The sequence below is a fragment of the Succinivibrio faecicola genome (genome assembly GCF_019448115.1).
Classification (GTDB): Bacteria; Pseudomonadota; Gammaproteobacteria; order Enterobacterales; family Succinivibrionaceae; genus Succinivibrio; species Succinivibrio faecicola.
Genome location: NZ_JAGFNY010000002.1, coordinates 40486 through 66904 on the forward strand (window position 1 = coordinate 40486; position 26419 = coordinate 66904).

A 26419-nucleotide genomic window follows, 5' to 3' on the forward strand; every position below is an offset into this window, starting at 1 on the left:
ATTAACTTTTGTTAATGGACTTTTTTATCTAGAACTCAATACACTCTTTTTGAGCAGGTACAAAAAGATTGGTAAGCGACTCAAGTTTTCCATAGGCTCTTAAACTGTCTGCACTTACTGTTGCATGTGATACACAGTCAAGATGTGTAGCAACTATACTGATATTCTTAACATATCTGCATAGTACTCTAACATCATCAAGCCCCATCATTATGCTGTGAGATGGACACATCTGAGCACATGCTGCATTTACTGCTATAACGTATGGTCTGAATTTTTCAATTGCTTCAAAAACTCTTTCATATAGGATTGTATCTCCAGTAAGATAAAAAGCTCCTTTTTCCTTTTGGGATTCAAGCACAAAACCATGTGCAGTGCCATCAATACCTTTATCCTTGAAAATCTTATGGACAACTGGATCGCCATCTCCATGTTCACAGTCTGTTACGCTGATTTTTATATCTTTGAATGTTACTCCCCCCTGTGCATTTATAACTGTTTTAAATCCTATATCATTCATGAACCAGGCATCTTTACTGTTTGACACTATTACAGGAATATCCTTTGGAATAAGCTGTTTTGCTGCCTCATCAAAATGGTCAAAATGTAGATGTGTCACTAAAAGAGCATCAACATTAAAAAGCTCGTCTACAGGACAAGGCAGCTCCGTTGTTGGATTTCCTTTTGCACAGTTTATTGTTGTTGGTACATCAGGATAAGAAAACTTCTTTGCAAGCATAGGATCAACTAAGAATCTTACTCCTGCATAGGTTACAATGCTCGTTGCACCTCTTATCTGTTCAAATTTCATAACATATCTCCATAATTGTTGAACCGACTGTAGCTGAAGTATAAAATCTACAGTAACTGTAGAGACAAGGACTTTTTTATGAAGATCGGTGAACTTTCAAAACTTACAGGTTTTCCTGTAACTACAATACGATTTTTTGAAGAAAAAAATCTTATCACGCCAGTAAACAGATCACTTAGTGGCCAAAGAATATATGATGAAAAAAGCGTTGAGAGATTACAGTTTATTAAAGCTGCCAGAAACAGCGGAATGCATTTGTCATGCATTTCAAGGATCGTAGACTATGAAAACAAGAAAATAACCGACAATGACGATCTAGAAAAAAGAATTGAATCTATTCTTTATGAATGCGAAGTAAGAAAACAGCAGATGCAGCTTCTTGAAAAGAAGCTTAATGATGTACTCTGTAATATCAGAAAAGACAAAAAACAGTCTAATTCATTAAACAGAATCTATAAAGCATTCAACAAAGATAAATAAGTTATCAAGGAAAGCACTTGAGTGTATTCAAAGTGCTTATATGAACAGTAGGAATATTGAGATTACAAAAAATGTCATCCAGCAGATAAATGGGAGATCGCTGTATCCTTTAAGCTTTTCACCACAGTTTTCAGAAATATAAGCAGCTATCAATGCCGCAACTGCATTAAAAGCAATCATATACAATATCTGACCAATACCAGGCATATACTTCTCTCTTTTTAGTCAAAATAGCCAGGAGCGAGCTCCTGGCTAAACTTACTTGTCTAATCTAAAGGATATATAAGATTAGAATGTGTAGCGAGCACCGATCTGAGCTGACAGTTCGTTAGTCTCAGATGAACCGGTGTAGCTTAAGCCTGCACCAAAGGTTGCAGCACCCTTAGTAGCACTTACACTAGCACCAACGCTATAAGTTACATCATCCATAACCTCAGCATCCAGGTTCAGAGTATTCTTTTTCTTTACACCAGTAAACTGAGTTGATGATGAAACAGTCTTATCACCTGTATTGAATGTTACCTTAGCAGTAAATGCAGGCTTTACATTCCATTCGCCAGCAGTAATCTGCTTAGATAAATCAAATCCTACAGGAATTGAGAAGATATGAGCTGTATCAGCATCAGTGTATGCAACGATACCCTTTGCACTCTTAACAGCATAGCTCTCTAAGTTGAAGCTGGTATAACGAGCACCAACGAAAGGAGAAATGTCTGCAACCTGAGTGTTGAAGGTGTACTTAACATTAGCACCTGCAGTGAATACCTTCATATCAGCATCTGCATTTACAATGCCCTTGAACTCGTTCTGAGCAACTGTATAGCCAACATCTGACAGGATTGAAACACCTGATGCTAACTTAGCTGAACCGTAGATACCAAAGCCGTATGTATCAACATCGTTCTTAACGTTGTGACCTGCGCCCTTGCCATCAACATCACCTGTACCGAAGGTTGCATAAGCACCAACCTTAGAGCCTTCTGCAATACCGTAATCAGCACCGATTACTAATGATGTTAAATCAAGATCAGCACCGTAGTTTGCACCCTGAGTGCACAAATGATTTAGCTGATTTCGCTGTGAAGAAATTTTTCATAACGCTGATTTTTATGTTGTTTTGTATAATGTTTCTTGATAAATCAATACAATTCGACGGTTAAATAGATTATTTAGAATAGATAGTGTATAAATATATATTTTTTATACACTGCAAAAATTTGTGCTAGAATTATAAAAAACTCACCCATATAAGAGAGACATCATGACAAGTATTACTTCATCATTGCTACTTATGTTAGTTATTCTTCTGACAGGATTTATTGGATTTCTTGTATTTTCACTTCTAAAACAGAAGCCGGAAAAAACTGAAGCTGAGGTTGAAAAGGCAAGCCTCTATTCAACTTTAGAAGGAATTGAAAAAAGCCGTACAGATTTACAATCAAAGATAGCTATTCTTGAAGAACAGCTTGTTTTTGCACAAAATGAAAAATTACAGCTGGTATCTGATTTGAATGTTCAAAAGAATACTTGTCTTAATTATGAAAATGAACTGACTGAGCTTAAAAAACTCAATCAGGAACTTGATAGTCAGAATAGAGAGCTAATTGCAAAGAATTCTAATCTATCTGCAAAAATCAACACATCTGAACAGCTTTTTGATGAGCAGCAAAAACGTTTTGATACCTCATATAAGGAATTACAAGAACAGCTCAAAGTAATGGGACATGAGCTAGTTAAAAACGCATCAGAGGATTTGAACAAAAACTCAAATCAGACATTATCAACCGTTGTTAATCCTTTAAAAGAAGAATTAACCAATTTCAAGAAGCTTTTAAATGACAGTCAGGAAACCACTGCAAAACGTCATGGAGAACTTCAAAAGGAAATTGAGCTTTTAGAAAAGAGTCATTCTACTCTATCTAAGCAGGCTGAGGATTTGACAAAGGCTTTAAGACAGGGTGGTAAATCCCAGGGTATGTGGGGAGAGCTTCAGCTTGAAAGAGTTTTAGACAGTGCAGGTTTAGTAAAAGGAATTGAGTATCAAAGAGAAGTTGCAGGATTTAATGCTTCAGGTGATCGTGGCAGACCTGATGCTGTAGTATTTCTTCCTGAGAAAAAATGCATCATAATCGATGCAAAATGCTCTATTACTGCATATATTGATTACATAAATGCATCAGATGATGCCCAAAGAAGCTCAGCCTTAAAAGATCACTGCCAGTCAATTAGAAAGCACCTTGATGAACTAATTAAAAAAGACTACAGCTCATATGAGCAAATGAATTCACCAAGTTTTGTATTCATGTTCGTTCCTGTAGATGATGCTCTATCTGTAGCACTACGTGACGATCCTACAATGTATGACAAGGCTGCAAAGAGCAAGATTTATCTTGTATCACCTTCATCTTTGATGCCATCATTGAGAGTCGTTTCAAATCTCTGGATCCTATCAGAACAGACTGAACATATGAAAGATCTTGCAAAACTTGCTCAGAGAATTATCTCTAAATTCTCTAATATTGAGTCTTCTCTTGATGATGCAATAAAGGCTGGCAACAAGTTCCAGAGTGCAATGCAGGAAGTAGATGCAAGACTTAGAAATGGCAAGGACAACTTAAAGACTATGCTTTCAAGATTTGATGCAAACTCAACTAGAAAATTCAAAGAGCTTGAAGGTGTTACTATAGATGCATCAACAAAAGATCAGCTAACTGTAGTGGATTAAGATCTTTTCAATCTTTTCACGGAAAGACAAACGGATCATATATTCTATGATCCGTTTTTTTAACTAAAAATGGTGCTGCGTTTATTGCACCTGTTATCCGCGCATATAGTGAGTACCCTTAGCAATGCCAAGAACGCCTGAGCGTACAACCTCAACAACCTCTGCAAGCTTGCACAGAGTCTGAATAAAGTTATCAGTCTGCTCTGAGGTACCTACATACTGAAGAGTGAAGATCTCTGCATTGACATCAATGATTTCTGCTTTAAAGATATCAGCAAGACTTTTTACCTCATCTCTTACATTTCTGTTGGGAGTTGATACCTTTACAAGGATCATTTCGCGCTCAATTCCACCTTCAGTTTCTTCTTCAAGGGCAGATACTCTGTACACACATACAAGCTTGTGAAGCTGCTTTGTGATCTGCTCTGCCTCATCAGCATCACCTGTTGTTAAAATAGTACAGCGGGACAAGGTAGGATCGTCAGTTGGAGCAACTGTTAAACTGTCAATGTTGTATCCACGCTGAGAAAACAGACCTACAACACGTGAAAGAGCACCAGCCTCATTCTCTAATAAAATTGAAATAACGCGTCTCATTAGCACTCCTCCTCATTTAACATCATATCAACCATTGATCCGTTTGCTCTCTGCCAAGGCATAACCTTAGTATTGATATCTGTAATAACATCAACCAGAGTAAATTCATCTGAAAGCAGAACTTCCTTAATTGTGCTCTCAAGATCTTCACGTTTGGAAATTCTGATACCCTTGAATCCATAAGCCTGAGCAAGCATTACAAAATCAGGATTTCCATCAAGATTGGTTGCACTGTAGCGTCTGTCATAGAATACAGTCTGGAACTGACGAACCATTCCAAGTACTGAATTGTCAAGGATAAATACCTTAACTGGCAGATTATACTTACGGCATACAGCAAGCTCCTGCATATTCATCTGGAATGAACCGTCACCTGAAATACAGATTACCTTTGCATCAGGAAGAGCAAACTGAGCACCGATTGCAGCTGGGAAACCAAGTCCCATTGTTCCAAGACCACCAGATGTCAAAAAGTGTCTTGGAGTTTCAAACTTGAAATACTGAGCTGTGAACATCTGATGCTGACCAACATCAGTTGTAACATATGGATCAAGATTCAGCTCATGAGAAAGTTTTGAAATGCATTCAATAACTTCCTGAGGTCTTATTACATCCTCAGGCTTCTTATATGAAAGACATTTCTTTGCTCTGTACTCTTCAATCTGAGTCCACCAGGCATACAGTGCTGGATTTACCTTTGCATCTAGCTCGTTGAGAGCCTGAATAACCTGATTTAATACGGTCTTTGCGTCACCTACGATAGGTACATGAGCCTGAACTGTTTTTGAAATGGAAGCAGGATCAACATCAATATGAATAATAGTAGCTTCTGGACAGAATTTTGAAACCTTGTTGGTTGCTCTATCAGCAAATCTAGTACCAACTGCAAAAATCACATCTGAATGATGCAGTGCCTCATTTGCCTCATAAAGACCATGCATACCAAGCATACCAAGATACTGACTGTCAGAGCATGGATAACCGCTGATACCCATAAGTGTACTAGCTACAGGCAGATTCAGTTTCTTTGCAATGGTCATTATCTCCTGTGTAGCATTGCCCTGTACAACACCGCCACCGATAAGCATTACAGGCTTTTTAGCATCGCAAAGTAACTTTGCAGCTCTCTTAACCTGACCTTTATGACCAAATACTGTTGGATTATATGAACGGATAGAAACGTCAGATGTTGGATCATAATCAAAGAAATATGAACGGTTCTGACAATCCTTTGGAATATCGACTACAACAGGACCTTTTCTGCCTGTTGATGCAATATAGAAAGCCTTTCTTAAATTCTTTGCAATATCCTCAGGCTTCTTACATAAGAAACTGTACTTAACAACAGGACGTGTAACGCCCATGGTATCAACTTCCTGGAAAGCATCTGTACCAATTAATGAGGTACTGACCTGACCTGTAATAAGAACAAGAGGAATTGAATCACCATATGCAGTTGCAAGTGCTGTAACGGTATTTGTAGCACCAGGACCTGATGTTACGATGGCAAAGCCAACCTCACCTGTAGCTCTTGCATAACCATCTGCCATATGAACAGCACCCTGTTCATGTCTAGCTAGTGTATGAGTGATCTTTTCTGAATCAAGTAATTCGTTATATATATCTGTAACAGCAGCTCCTGGATATCCGAAGATCCTTGTAACGCCCAGATCTTCAAGTACTCTTACTACCTGCTGTGCACCATTTAGCTGTTCCATATTTCAATTCTCTTTTTAAACTGTCTGTATTTTACACTATTAGATATTTATTTTTCAGTTATTCTTACTTTTCCTAGTACATCATCACGAGTAGCAATAAAAGGTGTTAACGCGATCCTGTTTTCCTTAAAAACATTGAGTAGATCTTCTGCTGAGTGATGTTTTCTATAATTAAGTTCAAAAGGCTTTAAAGGTATCAGCTGATACAGTTTCACGACTTTATCTTCAAGCTTTATCTGCTGATAATCATCATTAAAGTCACCAAGAGCACTTAACATAACCGCATTAAAGGAAGTATGTGCACTAAAACCATTTTCCTTTTCAAGATAATAACCAAAGCCTACATACTCTTTTCTGACAGCAAGGTATTTTAAAACCTCAATCATCATGAATATTTCAAAATTTCCAGTATGCTCTGGATTGAATCTGTACTCTTTTGGAAGAGGTAACATAACCTCATAATACTCAGAAAAACTTTCTGTTTTCTGCTCTATATTGGACATTCCTACAGAGATTATGATGTTATAGTCATGTTTCTGATCGGGACCTATATGATAAAGCTCAATATTGTCAAAAGAGCAAAGTTTTGCAGGATTTCCAAAATAGGATGTTATCTTTTCAAGCAGCTGAGTTTTATGCTTGTCATCAAGTGGCTTATGATCTTTTAAAGCTACAGTATTCTTGGTATTTTCTAAAAGAGTGTTTATCTTGAAGAAAAGATCTGAATCACTGATGTCTACAAGTTTTAATGCCTTTTCAAAACGGATAAGAGCATCTTCGAACAGATCTTGTTTATAAAGAATGTAGCCTTCATAAAAATGCCATTTTGGCTCGTTGTAACATGAAGTTGAAATCTTGTTTAAGATAACAAGAGCCTTTTCATATAGAGAATATGGATCAGATGCCTTTGATGCGGCATTTATATAGGCTCTTACAAGTTCAAGACACAGAGAATCGTCAAGATTTGAATTCTCTAATAATTTAATGACATCAAATATTCTGTTTTCTTTATATAAATTCTCAATTGTATCTAAAATAGCTTTTTTCTGCTCTTTATACTCGTCTATGTTCATTTTTTCTACCACTAAAACTAAAAAGCCCCGCTATTTTGCGAGGCTTGTTGAATCATTACAGCTTATGAATGCAGTGACTGCTCGCCTCTGAATATTCCACACACACCTGAACGCACGGTCTCCACGACCTCAGCCTGCTCTTTGACAGCCTTTAAGAAGCGATCGACCTCAAATGAGGTATCCACATACTGCAGAATATATAGTTCTGGAGTTATATCTACAATCTGAGCCTTGAATATATCGCAAAGAGTCTTGATTTCCTCTCTCTGGGTATGACCGATTGCCTGAACCTTAACAAATAAGATCTCTCTTGAAACTATATTTGAAGAGTCATCCTGTTTGCTAGATACCTTGATAACATTGACAAGCTTGTGAAGCTGTTTTGTAATACGCTCAACAATAGCTTCATCACCATCTGTCAGAATAGTGATTCTAGAAAGAGCAGCGTCTTCAGTTGGAGCTGCTGTGATGTTCTCAATGCTGTAGCCTCTTTGTGAGAAAAGGCCTACAACTCTTGATAATGCACCAACCTCGTTTTCAAGAAGAATAGAAATAATCTGTCTCATTTACTATTCCTCGCTTAAGAACATATCTGACATGCTGCCACCAGATTGCTGCATTGGAAGAACTTTTGCATCAGTGTTACACAGAATATCAACAATAACAAGTTTGTCTTTCATTGAAATAGCTTTCTTTACAGCATCATCAAGCTCTGAAGGCTTCTCTACTCTGATACCCTCATGACCATATGCTTTTGCAAGAGCAATGAAATCTGGATTTGAGTTAAGATTTGTTGAGCTGATATGTCCTTTATAGAACATTCTCTGCCACTGACGAACCATTCCTAAGGTATGATTATCAAGAATAAAGATCTTAACAGGGATACCATACTCTAAACAGGTTGAAAGCTCCTGAATATTCATCTGGAAAGAGCCGTCACCTGTAAACAGACATACCTGTGCATCAGGACAGCCTATCTTTGCACCTATTGCTGCAGGGAAACCATAACCCATGGTTCCAAGACCACCTGAGGTCAAGAAATGACGTGGCTCATCAAACTTGTAATATAAAGCTGTAAACATCTGATGCTGACCAACGTCAGTTGCAATAATTGCCTTTCCGTCTGTTGTTCTGTAAACAGACTCGATGATCTCCTGTGGCTGAATCATATTCTCATCATGACGGTAGTTCAGACAGTCAATATGTCTGAATTTCTCAATTTCTGTCCACCATGATTTCATAGCCTCAGTATTTTCTTTAAGATCAAACTCATTGAAAGCATCGATAAACTGATTTAAAACAATCTTTGCATCACCTACGATTGGAAGATCCGCGTTAACAGTCTTTGAAATTGAAGCAGGATCGATATCGATATGAACAATCTTTGCAGCAGGACAGAATTTAGCAAGATTGTTAGTTACACGATCATCAAAACGACAGCCGACAGCAAAAACCAAATCAGCCTTGTCCATGGCATTGTTTGCCTCATAGGTACCATGCATACCCAGCATGCCAAGGAACTGTCTGTCTGTTGATGGATATACACCAAGTCCCATAAGAGTTGAGGTTACAGGTATATTAAAGCGTTTGGCAATTGCTCTTACCTCATCTTTAGCGCCTGATAACTGAGCACCACCACCAACGAGCATAATAGGATGGCTTGCCTCAGCAATCATTCTTGCAGCTCTCTTTACCTGCCCTTTATGACCCTGAGTTGTTGGATTATAAGCTCTCATCTTAACCTCACCTTCTGGCTCTGGATACTCAAAGCGCATTGATGGGCGAACACAGTCCTTTGGAATATCAACAACAACAGGTCCTGGTCGACCGGTTGATGCAAGATAGAAAGCCTGTCTTATGTACTTTGGAATATCAAGTGCACACTGGCATAGGTAAGAGTGCTTAACGATAGGTCTTGTGATACCTACAGTGTCAACCTCCTGGAATGCATCAGAACCGATAAGTGGAGTTCCAACCTGGCCAGTAAGAATAACCATTGGGATAGAATCCATATATGCAGTTGCAATAGAAGTAACAGTATTTGTTGCACCTGGACCTGATGTTACAAGACATACACCAACCTTACCGGTTGCTCTTGCATAACCATCTGCAGCATGTGCCACACCCTGCTCATGACGTCCTAGAATGTGCTTAATCTTTTTAGACTCCAGCAGTGCATCATAAATATCAAGCACGGCACCGCCTGGATATCCAAATAAACTTTCTACACCTAAATCTTCTAGTGTACGCACAACCATCTGTGCGCCTGACATCATTGTCATGAACTTCTCCTTGAACTATCTTCTTGGTGTTTTTGGCCAAAATCTGTTAGGTACATCCTGTACCCATTTTTCATATTCGTCTTTAAAATCTTTATGTAATCTTTTCTCGTCAACTAATATTGCATACAGATAACTTATAACGAGAAACAAGAATGGAAATAGCAATGTTATAAATGAATTTATAGCACAACTCAAGCCTAAATAAAATAGGATAATTCCCATATGCATGGGATTTCTGCACATTGCATAAGGTCCTGTTGTAACCAGTTTTTCTGTTTTTCGTGTAAATTCAATACCAAAAAGTTCAACAGCTCCACCTCTACCTTCCTTTAAAAGAAGATAATTTGACCATATCACAAAAAACAGTCCTGAAGCTGAACACAATGATGAAAACACAAATGTCAGTGAATTTACCGGCATGAAATCATATACAAAAAGCTCACCTGTATATACCATTGCAACTGGTACCATTACAAACAGTATGAGTGAGCCTATGGTATATGAGAGGATGTTTCTAATCATCTGATAACACTTCTTGTAAAAGGTCATCTAAGACAAACAGTGGATGAACAGCCTCTTTACCTTCCATTCTATGAACCTGAGATCTGCAGCTAAAGCCAGTGATTAGACAGTGGTCAAAATCACGCTTAGCAATCTGTCCTTTCCAGTTCTTGTTATAAACTGCATATGTTTCATCCTGATTCTTTGCAATATGACCGAATAGACCAGCCATACCACAGCAGGCAACATTTACTGGAATTAGATTTAAAGAGAATCTGTTCATAATGTTCTGCCACATAACAGGAGCAGGTGTTACAAGAGCTCTTTCTGTGCAGTGTGTAAACAGATAATATGGATCACTAAATGCTGATGTTGCAGCAACAGCCTTTACTTTGCTTTCAATCTTTTCAAAGTTATCAGCAAACTTCTTTGTTGCCATTATCTGAGTTAACCACTCTTCTGGCAGAAGAACGTTAAAATCGCCTCTTGCATCGCCTAGTAACTGTGTATACTCATCACGATAGCAGATGGTTAAAGCAGGATCATAACCGACTAATGCCTTCTTTGTCTTTGCAATCGCATCAAGTCTTGCAGCCTGTTTTGCTGCAAAATGAACAAAGCTTCTTCTCTGACCTCTGATGATCTTAATCTTTCCGTTTACATAAGGACGCAGGAAAGATACCCTGTAGCCTAATGCTCTTATCACATTAGCCATCTGAATCAGACCATGAGCCTCATAGCAGACAGTGAAAGGATCGGTAACGATAATCACATCATCATCGCTGGCCTTTGCCTTTGATGCTGTAAGAATATTAAAACCGTTTAATCTGCATTCTTCCTTGAAGGTAACCTCGCTGAATAATGGAATATCAACGAATCCGAATACCTTTTTGAATATGCCTTTTACAAGAGAGTTCTTTAAAATGACATTTGACAGCTTAGGGAATTTTGACATTATTGGCAGAGTGAACTCTGCATTTAGTATCAGAATATCCATAAGTGGTCTTAAATATCTGCTGTAATATAAAGACAGGAATCTTGAGTTCATGTCAGCTGCATTTACGTGAGCTGGACATATGCTCTTACATGATTTACATGAAAGACATGTTGAAATATTCTCAAGATATTCTGTTGAAAAATCTTTGCCTCTTGAGTGAATTGTATTAAACACTCTTCTTAAGAAAGTAAGAGGATTTGGCAGTGAGGTCATTATTGAAACTTCCTCAGTTGCAATATTCACACCTCTGTCAGACATAAGTCTCATCCACTCACGCATAAGTTCTGAGTAGCCTTTTGGTGAACGGATATGATTCTTTGTATAACGATAGCTTGGGCACATCAGTGCACTTGTCTGATAGCTAAAGCACTGACCGTTACCATTACAGCTTACTGCCCCCTTAAATGCATTTCTTACTGTCTTTGGAACTGTTCTATCAAGATCGCCTCTCATCAGAGAATCAATTTTTACAAGCTCATCTGTACCATTTGATGCAGGAACACAGATCTTGCCTGGATTGAAAATATTCTGAGGATCGAATGCTTCCTTTACTGTTCTTGCAGCACCATACAGTGACTTGAAGAATTTCTCTCCATAAACAGAACGGTAGCCACGTCCATGCTCCCCCCACATCTGACCTTGGTATTTTGAAACAAGTTCAACAACACCATCTGAAATCTTTACTAGCTTCTCTCTATCCTCATCTGTTGTCAGATCAAGAGCAGGTCTTACGTGCATTAGGCCTGTATCAACGTGACCGAACATACCATAGGTCACATTCATAGAATCAAGAAGTTCACGGAACTCCTTAATATAATCAGCAAGATTTCTTGGAGGAACTACAGTATCTTCTGTAAAGGCAACAAGTTTCTTGTCACCTGCAGCAGCACCTAGTAAACCTACAGCCTTCTTACGCATTCCGTATATAGCAGCAACAGCCTTTTCCGTTACTGCAAGCTGAGCCCCTAGAATACCGTTTTCAAATGTTTTGGCTCTCTTGTTTACAATCTTGAAGATCTTATCTAGTTTAGCTTTTTCCAAAGCCTCATCATTACCGTTGAATTCAACAATATTGATTCCCTGAATATCATGACCTTCAATCTCTTGAATATATTCTTTTACGCTATCCCAGACAGTATCTTTCTTTGCAAGATTTAAAACTCGTGAATCAACGGTTTCAACAGAGAACACACCTGCATCGATAAGTTCTACTGCATGGCGAAGTGCACTGTCAAAGTTTTCATACTTTACAACCATAAGTTCTCTTACCTTTGGAATAACGGTAAGATCCAGTGTTGCACCGAGAATTACAGCTAATGTACCTTCAGCGCCACAGATGATTCTTGCAAGATTTAAAGTATCAGTCTTTGGATCATAACAGTTGTAAAGATCGTATCCTGTCATGAAACGATTAAGTTTAGGGAAGATTTCTTCAATTGTTTCTCTTTTATCTTTAACAATTGAATATACAGTTCTGTAAATTGAACCTAAAAAGTCATCTCTATTTAATTCATGCTTTAACTTATCGCCACTTACAGGACCTAGTGTTGCCTTTGTACCGTCTTTTAAAACTACAGTTACATCCTTGATATGACATGATGTTCTGCCATAGCGAAGAGATCCCTGACCTGCAGCATCGTTTGAAATCATGCCTGACAGACATGCTCTTGAAGAGGTTGAAAGCTCAGGAGAGAAGAAGAGACCATATGGCTTTAAAAATTCATTTAACTCATCTTTGATTACACCAGCTTGAGCATAGATTTCTCTTTTATCTGCATCAAAAGCAGATGTAGATTTCATATATCTTGAACAGTCAATGGTAATACCACTGTTTAATGACTGACCGTTTGTACCGGTACCACCGCCTCTAGGAGTAAAAATCAGTTTTTCATATAAAGACTGATTTCTAAGTTTCATTGCAATGACAACATCATCATCGTCTTTTGGGAAGATAACACCCTGAGGCATTTTCTGATAAACGGAGTTATCTGTTGCAACAAGCAATCTTGATGCATGCGCAGACTCAATATCACCTTTAAAACCTGAAGACTTTAATGCATCAAGGTATTTTTTATACATAGGCTCTATATTTGGTAAATCAGAAATATGTGGAATCATTTAAGAAATTCCTCTTAATCGGATGACAGTTACAAAATATGTATATTCTATCCAATTTTGTGATTAATAGGTCAAAATGTAGGGAACTTAAGTGAAAAAAAGTGGGGAAAATATTTTAGGATGTATAAAAACGAAAAAACCACTCATCTTTCGATAGTGGTATTGGTAGCTATGACTGGAATTGAACCAGTGACCTCAGCATTATGAGTGCCGCGCTCTAACCAACTGAGCTACATAGCCAACGTGGCTGGGGTACTAGGATTCGAACCTAGGTAATGGCGGAATCAGAATCCGCTGCCGTACCACTTGGCGATACCCCAACATAATGGATTGTCTGAACTATCATGGTGGCAGGGGTACCTGGACTCGAACCAGGGAAATGGCGGGATCAAAACCCGCTGCCTTACCACTTGGCTATACCCCTTTACAGAGTATCTAACAATTCGTGACAACGGTGCTCATTATAAGGAATAATTTTGGTATGTCAACAAAAAAAACAACAAAATTTAAAAATTTTTTACCTTATTTTTATTACTTTTTTTACAAATGCGATTTCTTTGCGATTCCATGTATTAACTTACAAAAAATTTTTTTATACCTCGTCATACTTTCTAATATTTTTTTATCTTCACTATATGCGCAGTTTTATACTTTTTATCATTGAACCACCTACCAAATAAAAGGATTACTATGAAAAAGATACTGACAATAGCAGCACTGACTCTTTCACTTTGCTTAAATGCACAGGCAAAACAGAACCTTGATTATCTGCCTACATATGAACAATGGCAGGATCATACCCACTCTCTTATGAAATTCTGGCTTCACAAAGACGCAAAAGGTGTTCCTGAAGGAAATTTCCCAACATGGCGATGTGATGATGGAACTCTTAGAAATCAGAAACATTGCAAAAATGAAAAAAATATAGAATGGATAAAGAATCGAACCGGTTACGACTATGTAAGAATGCAGGCTAGACAGACCTTTGCCTATGGTGCTCTGTTCAATCTTACAGGAGATAAGGAAGCATTAAGACTTCACAAGGCCGGAGTAAAATTCCTTATAGAAAATGCCCTGGATAAAGATGGTGGATTCCACTCTATTCTTGTAAACGGAAAACCACTAAACATTGCAAAAGACGGTATATCAGATGAACGTCTTGCAAGAACAACTCAGGATTTAAGTTATGCTCTTGTTGGTCTTGCAATGAATGCCTATCTGACTCACGATCCTGAAACTATCAGAATTATTCAGGATACAAAAAAATATATCTATGACACCTATTTTGACAATAAGCAGAATCTTATGAAGTGGTGTCTGAAAGATACTGAATTTGATAAGACAACTCAAAAAGAACTTGTTGCACTGCTAGATCAGTTAAATGCTTACATGATCCTGACATGGAGATTACTGCCTGAAGATGATAAGGTTGCATGGAGCAAAAATATAAGAAAGACTGTAAGAGCAATTAACAAGAATTTCTATAACAGAAAATATAACAGATTCTTCGGTTGCACAGACAATAATACATGCTTTGATTATTCAAAAGGCAGACATCTTGATAACGGTCATTCTGTAAAGGCATTCTGGATGGAATATCTTGCAGCATTAGGTCTTGATGATGATAAGCTTGAGCACTTTGCAAAGAAAGGCATGAAGAGCGTTTTAAGAGCTGCACTTAAGGATGATAAGAGTGGCTGGTATGAAGATCTTGCAAAAAACGATGCATCCTGGTGGGTATACGCAGAACTTGATCAGGCTGCATTAACATTAGCATTAACTGATGATTATGTCCTGTCCGATACTTTAAGACCTTGGCTTTTCAAATATACTGACAAGACCTATGGAGAATTAAAGCACTCAGGACTTAAAACACATTTCTGGAGAAATGGATTCCACAGCTGTGAACATGCTCTTATTGGAACTATTCTGTCAAACGGCATCAGATACAATTACTGTGATGAAGACAAACAGTGTAAGACTTTGAATAGAACAAAACTGTATTTTGCTCCAGTAGATATGAATGATAACAATTTCACTCCATATCTATACAGAGGCAAGATTGCTGATGTTAACAATAATGGTGATATAAAAGAAATTACATTCTCAAAGATAAAATTACCAGATGAGGTAATAGACGATTAGCCGTTAGATTTTGTATTAAGAGCGTGCAAATGCACGCTCTTTTTTTCTAATAGCTTAGCTTATCCTTGAGTGTTTCATTATAGAAAGCCTCTTCGTGTTTCTTTACAATTCTTAATAGTCCAAACTCCAGTGCTGCAATATAAAGCATGAAGAGAACTATATCCACACAAAGGCCTACAAAATTCTTTGACATGATTGCAACAACTATCATATATACACTGAACAGCAAAAATAAAATCTCTGCTATAAAAATGCTTGTATGTAGGCTTCTTACCTTTCTTTTTGCTCTTGCTCTGTAATAACCGTTTAAAACGATAATGCCAGGAAGAGCCCATACAAGACCTATGAATGCGGCTGTAAATGATGGCATTGTCGCCATTAAAAGAGCAAAAATTGATGAACTTACCAATGTAAGATATACACAAGAAACATTAAAGAAAAAACGCTCTGTTGATGAAAGAGGAGCCTTTGAATAAGGATTGAATTTGGCAGGTGAAATACCATTTGAGATGGTGGCATCATTAGAATATGGGTGATTCTGCTCTATTATCTTTGAATTATCCTTGTTTTTCATAAATTCCTCTATTTTTTTTCAAAGCCTTGCACTTTACTCAAACAATTGTAGTTTATTTTACAGTAATATTTATAAAAAAGTATTTAGGACAGCACTATGATTTACCAAAAAGAAAATATTCTTGCTATTTGTTATGACTTTGACAGAACACTAACCCCTTTTGAAATGCAGGCACAAGGTTATATTCAACAGATTAATGATGATGTTGATGAATTCTGGAAATGCGCAACCGATCTTGCCATAAAAAATGATATGGATCCTAATCTTGCATACATGTATCTGATGTTAAGCGGTGCTAAAGGTAAATTTCAGGTAAAAAGAGACAAATTAAACGAATTTGGTTCAAAAGTCGAACTTTACAAAGGTGTTGACAGTTGGTTTGACAGAATAAATACATTTGCACAAACTTTGAATATAAAGGTTGAGCATTACATCATATCCTCTGGCCTTAAGGAAATGATTGAAGGCACATCAATTGCTGATAAATTTACTGCAATTTATGCTAATTCTTTCCTTTATGATTTTAACGGCAATGCAATCTGGCCTGCACAGAACATCAATTTCACAAACAAAACACAGTTCCTTTTCAGAATATCTAAAGGAACTCTCAACGTAAACGACAACGATGTTAACCGCTATTACTCAAAGGAAGCTTTAAGGATCCCTTTTGATAATATAGTTTACATAGGTGACAGCCAGACTGATATCCCATGCATGAAGCTTGTAACATCACTTGGAGGAAACTCCATTGGAGTTTATGATCCTAAACTGAAAAACAAAGAGCGTGTTTACGAGCTTATTAAGGATAAAAGAATAAAACATTTTGCTCCTGCTGATTATTCACAGGACAGCACTCTTGAAATACTTATCAAAAAGATCCTATTAAATTCATCTACTGAATTTGATCTAAAAATGCAGTATATGAAAGATCTTGAAGAGGCTGGAGCATAATTACTATTGTAGCGAATATCAGATAATTCCTGTTAATAAGCTATAATAGTGAATAGTTTAGGAGTATAGAAATGAAATCAATCAGTAATTCTGGATCGTTTACAGATTTTTACAATAATAACAGGATCTATATCGATAAAACTGAGACTATCTATAATCTACTGATGACTCATGATAAAGTTTTTATTTCTCGTCCTCGCAGATTCGGTAAATCATTAACTCTCAATACAATTGCAACACTATTTGAAAAAGGTGTTGAACCTTACTTTAAGGATACTTGGATTCACGACAAGTGGTCAGAAGATACATATCCAGTTCTTAAAATCGATTTTCTTGGATACTCTGTGTCAGATATCGATGAGTTTAAAAGAGTATTAGTAAAAAGCATAACTGATTTTGCTACAAAATACAGTATCAGCGGATATACACAAGACAAAGAGCCATATGTTTCACTAGCAAATTTATTAGATTCATGTACAGAACTAGACAAAAGAATTGTAATTCTAATTGATGAATATGATGCTCAGTTATCTGCAAACATTAATAATCCAAATCTTTATAAAAAGTTTCATGATCTTATAAGAAGCATTTATGCAATCATTAAAATAAAAAACTCAATCAAATTTCTTGCTGTAACTGGAGTTACAAGACTAAAGGATACCACCATATTTTCTGTAGGCTCTGACATAAAGGATATTTCAAACTATACAGAATATTCTCAGCTAATCGGTTTTACTAGAGATGAGATAAAGACATTTTATAAAGACTATCTGAAACTTTCTGTTTCTTATGAAAATAAAATACCTACAGAGGATGTAACAGAATCTCAGATAGATAAGATGCTTGACAAGCTTGCTTATTATTATGATGGTTACTGCTTTGATAAAAGAGGACAAAAAAAGGTTTTTTCAACCTGGTCTGTAAACAATTTCTTTCAGGAAGTTAAAAACACCAAAGAAGTACTATTTGGAGATTACTGGTACGATAATGGTGGTATACCTTCAATTCTTGCTAACTATCTGAAATCTCATAAACTAAATGCCGTTGACTATTTTGATAAAAACAAAGTAGTAACAGTGCCTGTTGAAGTATATGCAAATCCAACTTCATTACTTGATATTGACCAGAATGTTCTAATGTGTCAGACTGGATACCTTACATTACGTTCATCTCTAACGGTAGGTGCTTTTGGAGTTAATCTTGGTATACCAAACTATGAAATTCAAAAGGCACTATCTTCTCTTTTAGCAACAAAGATTTTTGAAAGTAACACAATAATGACTCTTTCAATGGATGCAAATGATCTGTTCAATAACGGTTCAACAGATTCCATCATTGAAAGACTGAATTGTATTCTTAACTGCATCACCTATGACAATTATCCTATAACCAGTGAGTCTGCACTTGTAAATTATATAAATCTGTTTTTAACTGCTGTAGGAATACAAACAACTATTGAATGTCATACTTCAAAAGGAAGAGCTGACTTAACACTAGAACTTGCAAGCCGTAGAATTGTCTTTGAGTTCAAATATGCACAGAATCAAGCTGATGCGGTAACTAAACTTGAAGAAGCCGTAAACCAGATTAAGACACATGACTATGGCAACATTATTCCAATAAAGGAACTCATAAGAATTGCAGCTGTTTTTAATGCAGAGCCTGCAGTAAGAAGATTTTCTGAATATATGCAAGTTTAAACAACTTCATATTATCAATCAATAACCACATAATAAGAAAAGGCTGTTCAAAAACTGTACTGATAATACATTGAAGGATGTCTGTGATTTGCCTAGCATACATATTCTTTTACTTTTCTTACAGTTCACCAATATAAAATTCGATTATGGATATGAATGATTTCTTTTAGTGTTTATCAAGAGAGTAATATATCCTGTTAATAAGCTATAATAGTGAATAGTTTAGGAGTATAGAAATGAAATCAATCAGTAATTCTGGATCGTTTACAGATTTTTACAATAATAACAGGATCTATATCGATAAAACTGAGACTATCTATAATCTACTGATGACTCAGGATAAAGTTTTCATTTCTCGTCCTCGCAGATTTGGTAAATCTTTAACTTTAGATACTATTGCTACATTATTTCAATATGGTGTTGATCCTTACTTTAAAAATACTTGGATTTACGACAAGTGGACAGAAGATACATATCCAGTATTAAAGCTAAGTTTCTTAACTTTAGGTGTTGATTCTATTGAGTTATTTAACCGTAAATTAGTATCACAAATATCAATATTTGCTAAAGACAATAATGTTGATAGATACGTTGAAAGTGACGATCCTTCTTCTTGTTTATTTAACCTACTAACAGAACTTAATAAACAAGAAAGACAAATTGTAATTCTTATTGATGAATATGACTGTCAGCTTACAGCAAACATTAACAATCCAATGCTTTATGAAGAATTTAAAGCCGCTCTTAGAAATATATACGGATGTTTAAAAGATCAGTCGTCAATCAAATTTTTTGCTGCAACAGGAGTTACAAGACTAAAGGATACCACCATATTTTCTGTAGGCTCTGACATAAAGGATATTTCAAACTATACAGAATATTCTCAGCTAATCGGTTTTACTAGAGATGAGATAAAGACATTTTATAAAGACTATCTGAAACTTTCTGTTTCTTATGAAAATAAAATACCTACAGAGGATGTAACAGAATCTCAGATAGATAAGATGCTTGACAAGCTTGCTTATTATTATGATGGTTACTGCTTTGATAAAAGAGGACAAAAAAAGGTTTTTTCAACCTGGTCTGTAAACAATTTCTTTCAGGAAGTTAAAAACACCAAAGAAGTACTATTTGGAGATTACTGGTACGATAATGGTGGTATACCTTCAATTCTTGCTAACTATCTGAAATCTCATAAACTAAATGCCGTTGACTATTTTGATAAAAACAAAGTAGTAACAGTGCCTGTTGAAGTATATGCAAATCCAACTTCATTACTTGATATTGACCAGAATGTTCTAATGTGTCAGACAGGATACCTTACATTACGTTCATCTCTAACGGTAGGTGCTTTTGGAGTTAATCTTGGTATACCAAACTATGAAGTTCAAAAGGCACTATCTTCTCTTTTAGCAACAAAGATTTTTGAAAGTAACACAATAATGACTCTTTCAATGGATGCAAATGATCTGTTCAATAACGGTTCAACAGATTCCATCATTGAAAGACTGAATTGTATTCTTAACTGCATCACCTATGACAATTATCCTATAACCAGTGAGTCTGCACTTGTAAATTATATAAATCTGTTTTTAACTGCTGTAGGAATACAAACAACTATTGAATGTCATACTTCAAAAGGAAGAGCTGACTTAACACTAGAACTTGCAAGCCGTAGAATTGTCTTTGAGTTCAAATATGCACAGAATCAAGCTGATGCGGTAACTAAACTTGAAGAAGCTGTAAACCAGATTAAGACACATGACTATGGCAATATTATTCCAATAAAGGAACTCATAAGAATTGCAGCTGTTTTTAATGCAGATCCTGCAATAAGAAGATTTTCTGAATATATGCAAATATAAGCACTTTTTTTCATATTTTCTTATTTCTAAAATTTAGCTAACGGCAATAATGAGTTCTCTATCAAAATCAAAGTCAATTTCTCTACAAAATGTTGAAGATAATTCCATTATGTAAAAAATCCGATAAAAATCATGTTTTGTCATGATTATTATCAATTTCTATTGCATATTATGGAGCAATTTTTATCTAACCTATTATTTCATAAGACTTTCTAAGTATCTTCTAAGTTTTAAAGCATAAAATGAAAACCAAGTTAAGAAGATGCGTTTCTTTCTTAGCGAGTGAAAGGTTTTGATGTACTTTCATAGTGTTTTAGATAATTAGCGTTTTTGCTAATTTTGTACGAGTTCACATACCTCATCAACGCCCAGACCGATCTTGGTCTGGGATTTTTTTATCTTTTTTTCAATAATTCAACCCCATTCTCAATCTAGAAAAATATTTTACTAAGCAAAGCTAAATTCCTAACTTTGAAAAAAGTATAAATATTTATCCTTACAAACCTGACAGGTCATCTAAACTAGATACCAAAGAAGATATTTTCATATAGTTATAAAACTTTGTAGATCCTTATTGATACTATTAGTAAACGTTTTCTTGCAAATGTATTAATCTTTGGATTTGTGATAGAATATGCAAAAAATTTTCGTATATGCAAGGCAGATAAAAAAGGACATATGACCGTTATTCTGCTGTAATTTTGATTATTTAATCGATCAGACATTCAATCATGCTAAAAAAGTTATCATTTATATTATCAGCAGCAATCTTGTGCATCTCACAGGCTGAAGCCACAAACATCTATCCACTCAATGGAAACAGAGTTGTAGGCGAAGAGTTAACCTACAAGCTTAATCCTAATGGAACAACTACCCTTGAATATGTTGCTGCTGAATACCATCTTGGTCTTTCAAACATGATTGAGGCAAATCCAGGAATCGATCCTATTGTTCCACAAAAGGGTGCATCACTTGTTATCCCAACTAAACTGATTCTGCCTGCAACAGTTCAAAACGGAATCGTTGTTAACTCAGCAGAAATGAGACTTTACTACTACACTGGCTCAAAAGTTTATGTTTATCCTATTGGTATTGGACAGCTTGGAAAAGGAACTCCTTTAGACTGGGTAACAAAAGTTGAAAGAAAAAGAGCAAATCCTACATGGACTCCAACTGCAGAAATGAGAAAAGAATATGCAGCTCAGGGTGAATATCTGCCAGCAGTTGTTCCAGCAGGTCCTGACAATCCTATGGGTCTGTTTGCAATGTATGTAGGAAAGCTATTTGCTATTCACGGAACTAACGCTGACTTTGGTATTGGTCTTCGAGTATCTCACGGCTGTGTCCGTCTTAGAAATGATGATAATGAAGATCTGTTCAACCGTGTAGCTGTGGGTACCAGGGTTGAATTTATCAATAAACCAATCAAATATGCTATTGAGAAAAACGGTGATATCTATATTGAGGTTCATCAGCCATTATCTAGATCTCAGTCAGAATTTGACAATTTTGATAGCACAGTTCCTTTTACTTTTTCAAAAGATGAACTAGATTTCTTTAAGGATCCTAGAATTAATCAGGATATTCTGAGCAAGGCCCTTGAAGAGAGAACCGGTAGACCTGTTTTATTAAATCCAGCAGAGTTCTAAAAAGTGAAAAAGCTTTTTCTGGCAGTCATTACTTTAGTGCTTCCACTGCAGTGCTATGCAGAGGATAGCTCGTCATATATTGACTACAGATACGTTAAGCCTAATGCAACCCTTTATGACATTCTCAATTCATCAGCAACACCTGATGAAACATTTATTCTGAACAATACTCTGTTTAGACTTGATTTTGTTTACAACAAAAAGAAAACAGAAAAGCTGTACTCTAACATTCTTTCAAAATCAGAAAGCATTCCTAATTCAACTGATAGATATTTTTCAGACAAACAGATTTATCTTACACGGTCTGTAGAAAGCATTATCACATATATGCTCAAGGATTACGCAAAAGATATAGGTCCTATTAGAATACCTCTTGTTATTTCAGCGGATAAATACAGAGACTCTTTTTTTTACGACACTAAAATATTCTCTGATATCGGTTGTAAAGGTTATGGTATTGCAGAAAGTTATATAAAAGGCTGTGAACTTTCCACTGATGAGAGAACAGACTTTCTTGAGGTTGCCTACCATCCTGATTTAAAAATGTCTGATGATCCTTATCAGCTTAATCAGATCACAAATAACAGCTTAAAAGAGTCTTATTCATATAAGCTTTTATCTAATATCCCTCAGCTTTTAGGATTCAGATCATCCATTAGTACAAAAGGGTATCAGGCGCCATTATCAAGTCTTGATAAGGTACTGTATTCAGATTTTTTAGAAAACAGTGTTCATGAGGGACTCAACTTTTCAGATATTCATGAAAACTGCTTTGTAAATTCTAATGAATCATGTGGCCTGTATGTAAAAACAGATGAGTTAAAAACACTATTCTCACTTAAAAGCAACAGCGATAAAAGCACCAGATTGAATACGAAAGAATATCCTTATATTCACTATGCACTTTATTTAAAGCCATATGTAAATATTCCAAGAACAATACTCTCTTCAGGATCATTCATAAATTATGGTTTTTATACACAGCTTGAACTTGAGCTGTTAAAAGCTATTGGATATAAAATTAATACAAAAGAATTCTTTGGTAACTCTCTGTTTTCATCAGGTTCTCCTACAAAACGCCAAAGCGTCGTTTTCAAGAGCGGTTTTTCAGCATGGTCAAAAGAGAACAATGATTACAAAACAGATCAGGCTTCAAGAGTACCATTAAGCATTGGAACAACTATCTATGGAAGTTACAACGACATAGTTCAGGAAGGAACTATTGCAAGCGTTGGCTACGGCAGTGTTGGAATCAGAGTTGATGGTAGCTTCAATACCATAACAGTTCCAAAAAAGACTTCTATCATTGAAAATGGACACAACTCATCAGGAATTGCTGTCACATATGGTAGAGACAATGTGATTAACATCGATGGCGATGTTACTGCATCAACTGAGGGCGGTATTGCAATCAATCTTGATTTTGGATCAAACGTTCTATCTGATTATGTTGAATTTCAGGGTTCCTACCATAGAGTTAGAACTCTTGATGTAAAAGAAAAAAGAATGACAAGAGAAAAGGGCGCTGCAGTCAGTGCTCCATCAGACATTCGTGGACCTTTAGTATCTAAACTGAATATCACCGGTAATGTTACTGGAAACAAAAACGCTATATATATTGATGATACAGCGCATGTTAAGGAAATTAATATTACTAACAGAGCTAAAATCAATGGTGATATTGTTTCTTTATGGGAGCCTTTTGTTAACGACAAGAAAACTGGTGTTTATGTAAACTCTCAGCATGTAAATCTTATTTCAGGAAAAGTCCAGCTTGATACAAACTACGATGCAAAAAAGTCTCATGTTAGAGCTAAGATCTTAAATGATCTGAAAACAAACCTGTATCTAGGCTCTGATATCAGTCATGTCTCTGAAAAAGCAAAATACAAAAAAGAGAACAGCAGAGCAAATATAAGTATTGATGGAAATATTATCGGTAAAACTATAAACATCTCTGCAATTGGTGGTGTTACAAATCTTAGTGGTTACATTGATACTAATAAACTTCTTATCAATAATGCATCTATAAATATCAAAACACCAAACTATATGACAAACTACGTAAATACACTTGATTTAAGTCATGGTGGTCAGCTTAACCTTGCTAATGGAAATCCTGAGGTTATTGTAATTAGGGATATCATCAAGGCTACAGCAAACAGCGTCATCAGCGTAGATACAAAACTTGATGGAACTGTTATCGATGTGGTGTTATTTACAGGTGAAACAAAGGCTCCTGATGGTGTAATCAACTTTGAACCAGGTCTTTCATACAACGAAATCAAGGCATTAAGCTCTGATCCAAAAGCTCTGTTGAATCTCTTAAACAAGTTTGTAAAAGACAGAAATTTCTTCTTAAGCCAACACGGACTTACAATGAGGTTCCCAAGACACATCTGGTATACTCAAGGACAGATGGGAAGAAAAGTAAAGTGTACTATCAGAGGCTGTTATCTGGGTGATTTCGTTAAAAGTTATGCATACTCAAGTGAGAAGTTGCCTTTATGGAGATATGTTCTAAGCTTTGGTGGTATCATCCTAATGCTTATTGCTGCATATATCTTCCACAGAAAAACATCTTCAAGGTTCTACTAGCTCAAAAAGAGCAGATTTACTGCTCTATGATCTGACCATTTTTTCTATAATTTCAGCATTTGGATCATCTTTTCTTATTATACTTGCAACTCCCATTGTCAGTAATATTACACAAAGTATATATGTAAAGAGATTTCCAAATTTTGAGTATAGAGTCTGACCTTTAACAGGATAGAAGGTTGTTTTTAGAACATCACTCACATCAGATGGGAGCTTATCAACAATATTACCGCGCTCATCTATATATGCGCTAATGCCACTGTTTGTTACTCTTAGCATTGGTTTTTGAAGTTCCATTGCTCTCATTCTTGCAATATTAAGATGCTGAACAGGACCTTTTGTTGGGCCAAACCAGGAATCAACACTGAGCATAACTATACCGTTAGTATCTTTTGAATCTAATGAAGAAACCAAACCTGAGAATATAGCCTCATAACAGATAGCTGGCGTAAAAGAGAGCTTTCCAGTATTTATAGGATTTTGATTTTCCAATCCATATGTAAAACTTGAGTTTGGAATAACAAAAATTGAACCTAAAGGTCTTAACAAAGATGCAAAAGGAACGACCTCTCCAAATGGTACTAGTGCACGCTTGTTATATGAATATATCTGTGAACCGGTTTTATGCGACTGTCCTATTGTAATAATTGAGTTATAAACCTCATCTTTACCCTTATATGAAAGAGTACCTGTAATTAAGGTTGCACCTTTATCCTTAAATGCACTATCAAGATCTGAAATATAATTTTTTAGATATTCATAAGGATATGAAATTGCAGATTCAGGCCAGATTATCAGTGAATCCTTTTCAATTAAGTCTTTAGACAGCTGCCAGTACTTTGCAAGTACATATCTGATATTTGAACCATCATTACGTACAGACTGCTCTATATTGCCCTGCACCATAGCAACGTTAACAGATTGCTCTTCTCTTTTAACAAAAGAGCTTCCTTCTAAAAATACTGCAAAAATTAAAATACTTGCTGCAACAGGAAAGAACAGATATTTTCTGTAAACACTCAAGGACAACGCCGCACACATTATGTATACAAAAAGATTTATACCAAGAACACCTGTAAGAGGAGCATAATTTTTTAAAGGACTGTCGATAAAACCATAACCAATATAGGTCCATGGAAAACCAGTTAGAAAATAATAAATATATACATCGCCAAGAATAAAAGCTACAGGCACAAAGCACATAACATAAATGCTCTTTTTCTTATGAGCAAATTTATATGCAATTGCATTTGTTGTAGCATACGGTAAGGCAATGTAGAATGTACTGAACAGCAGTACTACAAAATAAGATAAAGCTGATGGGATCTTCCCAAAATCAGCCATGACAAATTCAATCCAGTTAATGCTTGAAAAAGCATAAGCACTAAAAAATGAAAGTGTGCAGAAAAATACCTGTTTTTTAGTTTCAAAAAACATACTGAGCATTAAGAACAGTACTAATCCTGCCACACCAAGGACCCACATATTTACAGGTGCCAGTGATAAAGACATGACATAACCTGTAAAAACAGATCCTGCAAATTTACCAGTTTTTGATAAAAGGAGTTTCTTTATTTTTTCAAGATCAATAAAACCAAAGAATACTGCCATTACGGCATACAGATATTTCATTTT

General features: G+C 36.0%; 20 protein-coding genes and 3 tRNA genes. 8 read left to right on the forward strand and 15 right to left on the reverse strand.

The genetic code is table 11. The annotated features are described in order from the left end of the window. Positions 1 to 28: 28 nt before the first annotated feature. The gene (locus J5V48_RS01315; protein ID WP_219936163.1) at positions 29 to 811 is read right to left on the reverse strand and encodes an MBL fold metallo-hydrolase; all 783 of its coding nucleotides are present in this window, start codon (positions 809 to 811) and stop codon (positions 29 to 31) included. A gap of 78 nt (positions 812 to 889) precedes the next feature. Between J5V48_RS01315 and J5V48_RS01320 the strand changes: the two genes are divergently transcribed. Beyond that, positions 890 to 1291: a MerR family transcriptional regulator gene (locus J5V48_RS01320; protein WP_219936165.1), complete on the forward strand. Its 402-nt coding sequence runs from the start codon at positions 890 to 892 to the stop codon at positions 1289 to 1291. Positions 1292 to 1327: 36 nt separating this feature from the next. On the opposite strand, the gene J5V48_RS01325 is transcribed toward J5V48_RS01320, so the two are convergent. Beyond that, the gene (locus J5V48_RS01325) at positions 1328 to 1498 is read right to left on the reverse strand and encodes a hypothetical protein (RefSeq protein WP_219936167.1); all 171 of its coding nucleotides are present in this window, start codon (positions 1496 to 1498) and stop codon (positions 1328 to 1330) included. Between the two features lie 81 nt (positions 1499 to 1579). Next, complete coding sequence (locus J5V48_RS01330; RefSeq protein WP_336244979.1) at positions 1580 to 2380, reverse strand: autotransporter outer membrane beta-barrel domain-containing protein; 801 nt, start codon at positions 2378 to 2380, stop codon at positions 1580 to 1582. A 172-nt stretch (positions 2381 to 2552) separates the two neighbouring features. Between J5V48_RS01330 and J5V48_RS01335 the strand changes: the two genes are divergently transcribed. Next, positions 2553 to 4016, forward strand: a complete 1464-nt coding sequence (locus tag J5V48_RS01335; RefSeq protein WP_219936171.1) for a DNA recombination protein RmuC — start codon at positions 2553 to 2555, stop codon at positions 4014 to 4016. Between the two features lie 93 nt (positions 4017 to 4109). Here the strand turns inward: J5V48_RS01335 and ilvN (J5V48_RS01340) are convergent, their stop codons facing one another. The 10 genes from ilvN (J5V48_RS01340) to J5V48_RS01385 all read right to left on the reverse strand — a co-directional run bounded on the left by ilvN (J5V48_RS01340) (position 4110) and on the right by J5V48_RS01385 (position 13726). Then, complete coding sequence (gene ilvN, locus J5V48_RS01340) at positions 4110 to 4613, reverse strand: acetolactate synthase small subunit (protein ID WP_219936173.1); 504 nt, start codon at positions 4611 to 4613, stop codon at positions 4110 to 4112. After that, positions 4613 to 6331 (reverse strand): biosynthetic-type acetolactate synthase large subunit, encoded by a 1719-nt coding sequence (gene ilvB, locus J5V48_RS01345; protein WP_219936175.1) that lies wholly within the window; start codon positions 6329 to 6331, stop codon positions 4613 to 4615. Before ilvB (J5V48_RS01345) ends, ilvN (J5V48_RS01340) begins: the two co-directional genes overlap by 1 nt. Before the next feature lie 47 nt (positions 6332 to 6378). After that, complete coding sequence (locus tag J5V48_RS01350) at positions 6379 to 7404, reverse strand: suppressor of fused domain protein (protein ID WP_219936177.1); 1026 nt, start codon at positions 7402 to 7404, stop codon at positions 6379 to 6381. 62 nt (positions 7405 to 7466) lie between these two features. Beyond that, on the reverse strand, positions 7467 to 7970 hold the full coding sequence (gene ilvN / locus J5V48_RS01355) for an acetolactate synthase small subunit (RefSeq protein ID WP_219936179.1): 504 nt from the start codon (positions 7968 to 7970) through the stop codon (positions 7467 to 7469). 3 nt (positions 7971 to 7973) lie between these two features. Next, positions 7974 to 9686 carry a biosynthetic-type acetolactate synthase large subunit gene (gene ilvB / locus J5V48_RS01360; RefSeq protein WP_219936181.1) on the reverse strand — a complete coding sequence of 571 codons (1713 nt, stop codon included), beginning with the start codon at positions 9684 to 9686 and terminating at the stop codon, positions 7974 to 7976. 15 nt (positions 9687 to 9701) lie between these two features. Continuing rightward, positions 9702 to 10208 carry a methyltransferase family protein gene (locus J5V48_RS01365; protein WP_219936183.1) on the reverse strand — a complete coding sequence of 169 codons (507 nt, stop codon included), beginning with the start codon at positions 10206 to 10208 and terminating at the stop codon, positions 9702 to 9704. Next, positions 10201 to 13302, reverse strand: coding sequence for an FAD-binding and (Fe-S)-binding domain-containing protein (locus tag J5V48_RS01370; RefSeq protein ID WP_219936185.1), 3102 nt, complete (start codon positions 13300 to 13302; stop codon positions 10201 to 10203). The genes J5V48_RS01365 and J5V48_RS01370 overlap by 8 nt, the downstream gene beginning before the upstream one ends. Before the next feature lie 163 nt (positions 13303 to 13465). Beyond that, a tRNA-Met gene (locus tag J5V48_RS01375) sits at positions 13466 to 13542 on the reverse strand. 4 nt (positions 13543 to 13546) lie between these two features. Next, positions 13547 to 13622 (reverse strand) — tRNA-Gln (locus tag J5V48_RS01380). Between the two features lie 28 nt (positions 13623 to 13650). Further along, positions 13651 to 13726 (reverse strand) — tRNA-Gln (locus J5V48_RS01385). A 266-nt stretch (positions 13727 to 13992) separates the two neighbouring features. Between J5V48_RS01385 and J5V48_RS01390 the strand changes: the two genes are divergently transcribed. Then, positions 13993 to 15447: an AGE family epimerase/isomerase gene (locus tag J5V48_RS01390; RefSeq protein ID WP_219936187.1), complete on the forward strand. Its 1455-nt coding sequence runs from the start codon at positions 13993 to 13995 to the stop codon at positions 15445 to 15447. 46 nt (positions 15448 to 15493) lie between these two features. On the opposite strand, the gene J5V48_RS01395 is transcribed toward J5V48_RS01390, so the two are convergent. After that, a complete protein-coding gene (locus J5V48_RS01395) occupies positions 15494 to 16021 on the reverse strand; it encodes a hypothetical protein (RefSeq protein ID WP_219936189.1) in 528 nt (175 codons plus the stop codon). A 96-nt stretch (positions 16022 to 16117) separates the two neighbouring features. Between J5V48_RS01395 and J5V48_RS01400 the strand changes: the two genes are divergently transcribed. From J5V48_RS01400 to J5V48_RS01420, 5 genes are all read left to right on the forward strand, one after another. Beyond that, entirely contained in the window at positions 16118 to 16972 is an 855-nt protein-coding gene (locus J5V48_RS01400) for an HAD family hydrolase (RefSeq protein WP_219936191.1), read from the forward strand. 71 nt (positions 16973 to 17043) lie between these two features. Next, entirely contained in the window at positions 17044 to 18672 is a 1629-nt protein-coding gene (locus tag J5V48_RS01405; protein ID WP_219936193.1) for an AAA family ATPase, read from the forward strand. Positions 18673 to 18908: 236 nt separating this feature from the next. Continuing rightward, a complete protein-coding gene (locus tag J5V48_RS01410) occupies positions 18909 to 20537 on the forward strand; it encodes an AAA family ATPase (RefSeq protein ID WP_219936195.1) in 1629 nt (542 codons plus the stop codon). 731 nt (positions 20538 to 21268) lie between these two features. Further along, the gene (locus J5V48_RS01415) at positions 21269 to 22186 is read left to right on the forward strand and encodes a L,D-transpeptidase family protein (protein WP_219936197.1); all 918 of its coding nucleotides are present in this window, start codon (positions 21269 to 21271) and stop codon (positions 22184 to 22186) included. A 3-nt stretch (positions 22187 to 22189) separates the two neighbouring features. Then, entirely contained in the window at positions 22190 to 24784 is a 2595-nt protein-coding gene (locus J5V48_RS01420; protein ID WP_219936199.1) for a hypothetical protein, read from the forward strand. 24 nt (positions 24785 to 24808) lie between these two features. On the opposite strand, the gene lnt is transcribed toward J5V48_RS01420, so the two are convergent. Beyond that, entirely contained in the window at positions 24809 to 26416 is a 1608-nt protein-coding gene (lnt, locus tag J5V48_RS01425) for an apolipoprotein N-acyltransferase (protein WP_219936201.1), read from the reverse strand. Between the last annotated feature and the right edge of the window lie 3 nt (positions 26417 to 26419).

What these genes read in the sequence shown, in the direction of transcription:
- J5V48_RS01315 (WP_219936163.1), bottom strand. Translation starts at nt 811, where the DNA reads ATGAAATTTGAACAGATAAGAGGTGCAACGAGCATTGTAACCTATGCA.
- J5V48_RS01320 (WP_219936165.1), top strand. Translation starts at nt 890, where the DNA reads ATGAAGATCGGTGAACTTTCAAAACTTACAGGTTTTCCTGTAACTACA.
- J5V48_RS01325 (WP_219936167.1), bottom strand. Translation starts at nt 1,498, where the DNA reads ATGCCTGGTATTGGTCAGATATTGTATATGATTGCTTTTAATGCAGTT.
- J5V48_RS01335 (WP_219936171.1), top strand. Translation starts at nt 2,553, where the DNA reads ATGACAAGTATTACTTCATCATTGCTACTTATGTTAGTTATTCTTCTG.
- ilvN (WP_219936173.1), bottom strand. Translation starts at nt 4,613, where the DNA reads ATGAGACGCGTTATTTCAATTTTATTAGAGAATGAGGCTGGTGCTCTT.
- ilvB (WP_219936175.1), bottom strand. Translation starts at nt 6,331, where the DNA reads ATGGAACAGCTAAATGGTGCACAGCAGGTAGTAAGAGTACTTGAAGAT.
- J5V48_RS01350 (WP_219936177.1), bottom strand. Translation starts at nt 7,404, where the DNA reads ATGAACATAGACGAGTATAAAGAGCAGAAAAAAGCTATTTTAGATACA.
- ilvN (WP_219936179.1), bottom strand. Translation starts at nt 7,970, where the DNA reads ATGAGACAGATTATTTCTATTCTTCTTGAAAACGAGGTTGGTGCATTA.
- ilvB (WP_219936181.1), bottom strand. Translation starts at nt 9,686, where the DNA reads ATGACAATGATGTCAGGCGCACAGATGGTTGTGCGTACACTAGAAGAT.
- J5V48_RS01365 (WP_219936183.1), bottom strand. Translation starts at nt 10,208, where the DNA reads ATGATTAGAAACATCCTCTCATATACCATAGGCTCACTCATACTGTTT.
- J5V48_RS01370 (WP_219936185.1), bottom strand. Translation starts at nt 13,302, where the DNA reads ATGATTCCACATATTTCTGATTTACCAAATATAGAGCCTATGTATAAA.
- J5V48_RS01390 (WP_219936187.1), top strand. Translation starts at nt 13,993, where the DNA reads ATGAAAAAGATACTGACAATAGCAGCACTGACTCTTTCACTTTGCTTA.
- J5V48_RS01395 (WP_219936189.1), bottom strand. Translation starts at nt 16,021, where the DNA reads ATGAAAAACAAGGATAATTCAAAGATAATAGAGCAGAATCACCCATAT.
- J5V48_RS01400 (WP_219936191.1), top strand. Translation starts at nt 16,118, where the DNA reads ATGATTTACCAAAAAGAAAATATTCTTGCTATTTGTTATGACTTTGAC.
- J5V48_RS01405 (WP_219936193.1), top strand. Translation starts at nt 17,044, where the DNA reads ATGAAATCAATCAGTAATTCTGGATCGTTTACAGATTTTTACAATAAT.
- J5V48_RS01410 (WP_219936195.1), top strand. Translation starts at nt 18,909, where the DNA reads ATGAAATCAATCAGTAATTCTGGATCGTTTACAGATTTTTACAATAAT.
- J5V48_RS01415 (WP_219936197.1), top strand. Translation starts at nt 21,269, where the DNA reads ATGCTAAAAAAGTTATCATTTATATTATCAGCAGCAATCTTGTGCATC.
- lnt (WP_219936201.1), bottom strand. Translation starts at nt 26,416, where the DNA reads ATGAAATATCTGTATGCCGTAATGGCAGTATTCTTTGGTTTTATTGAT.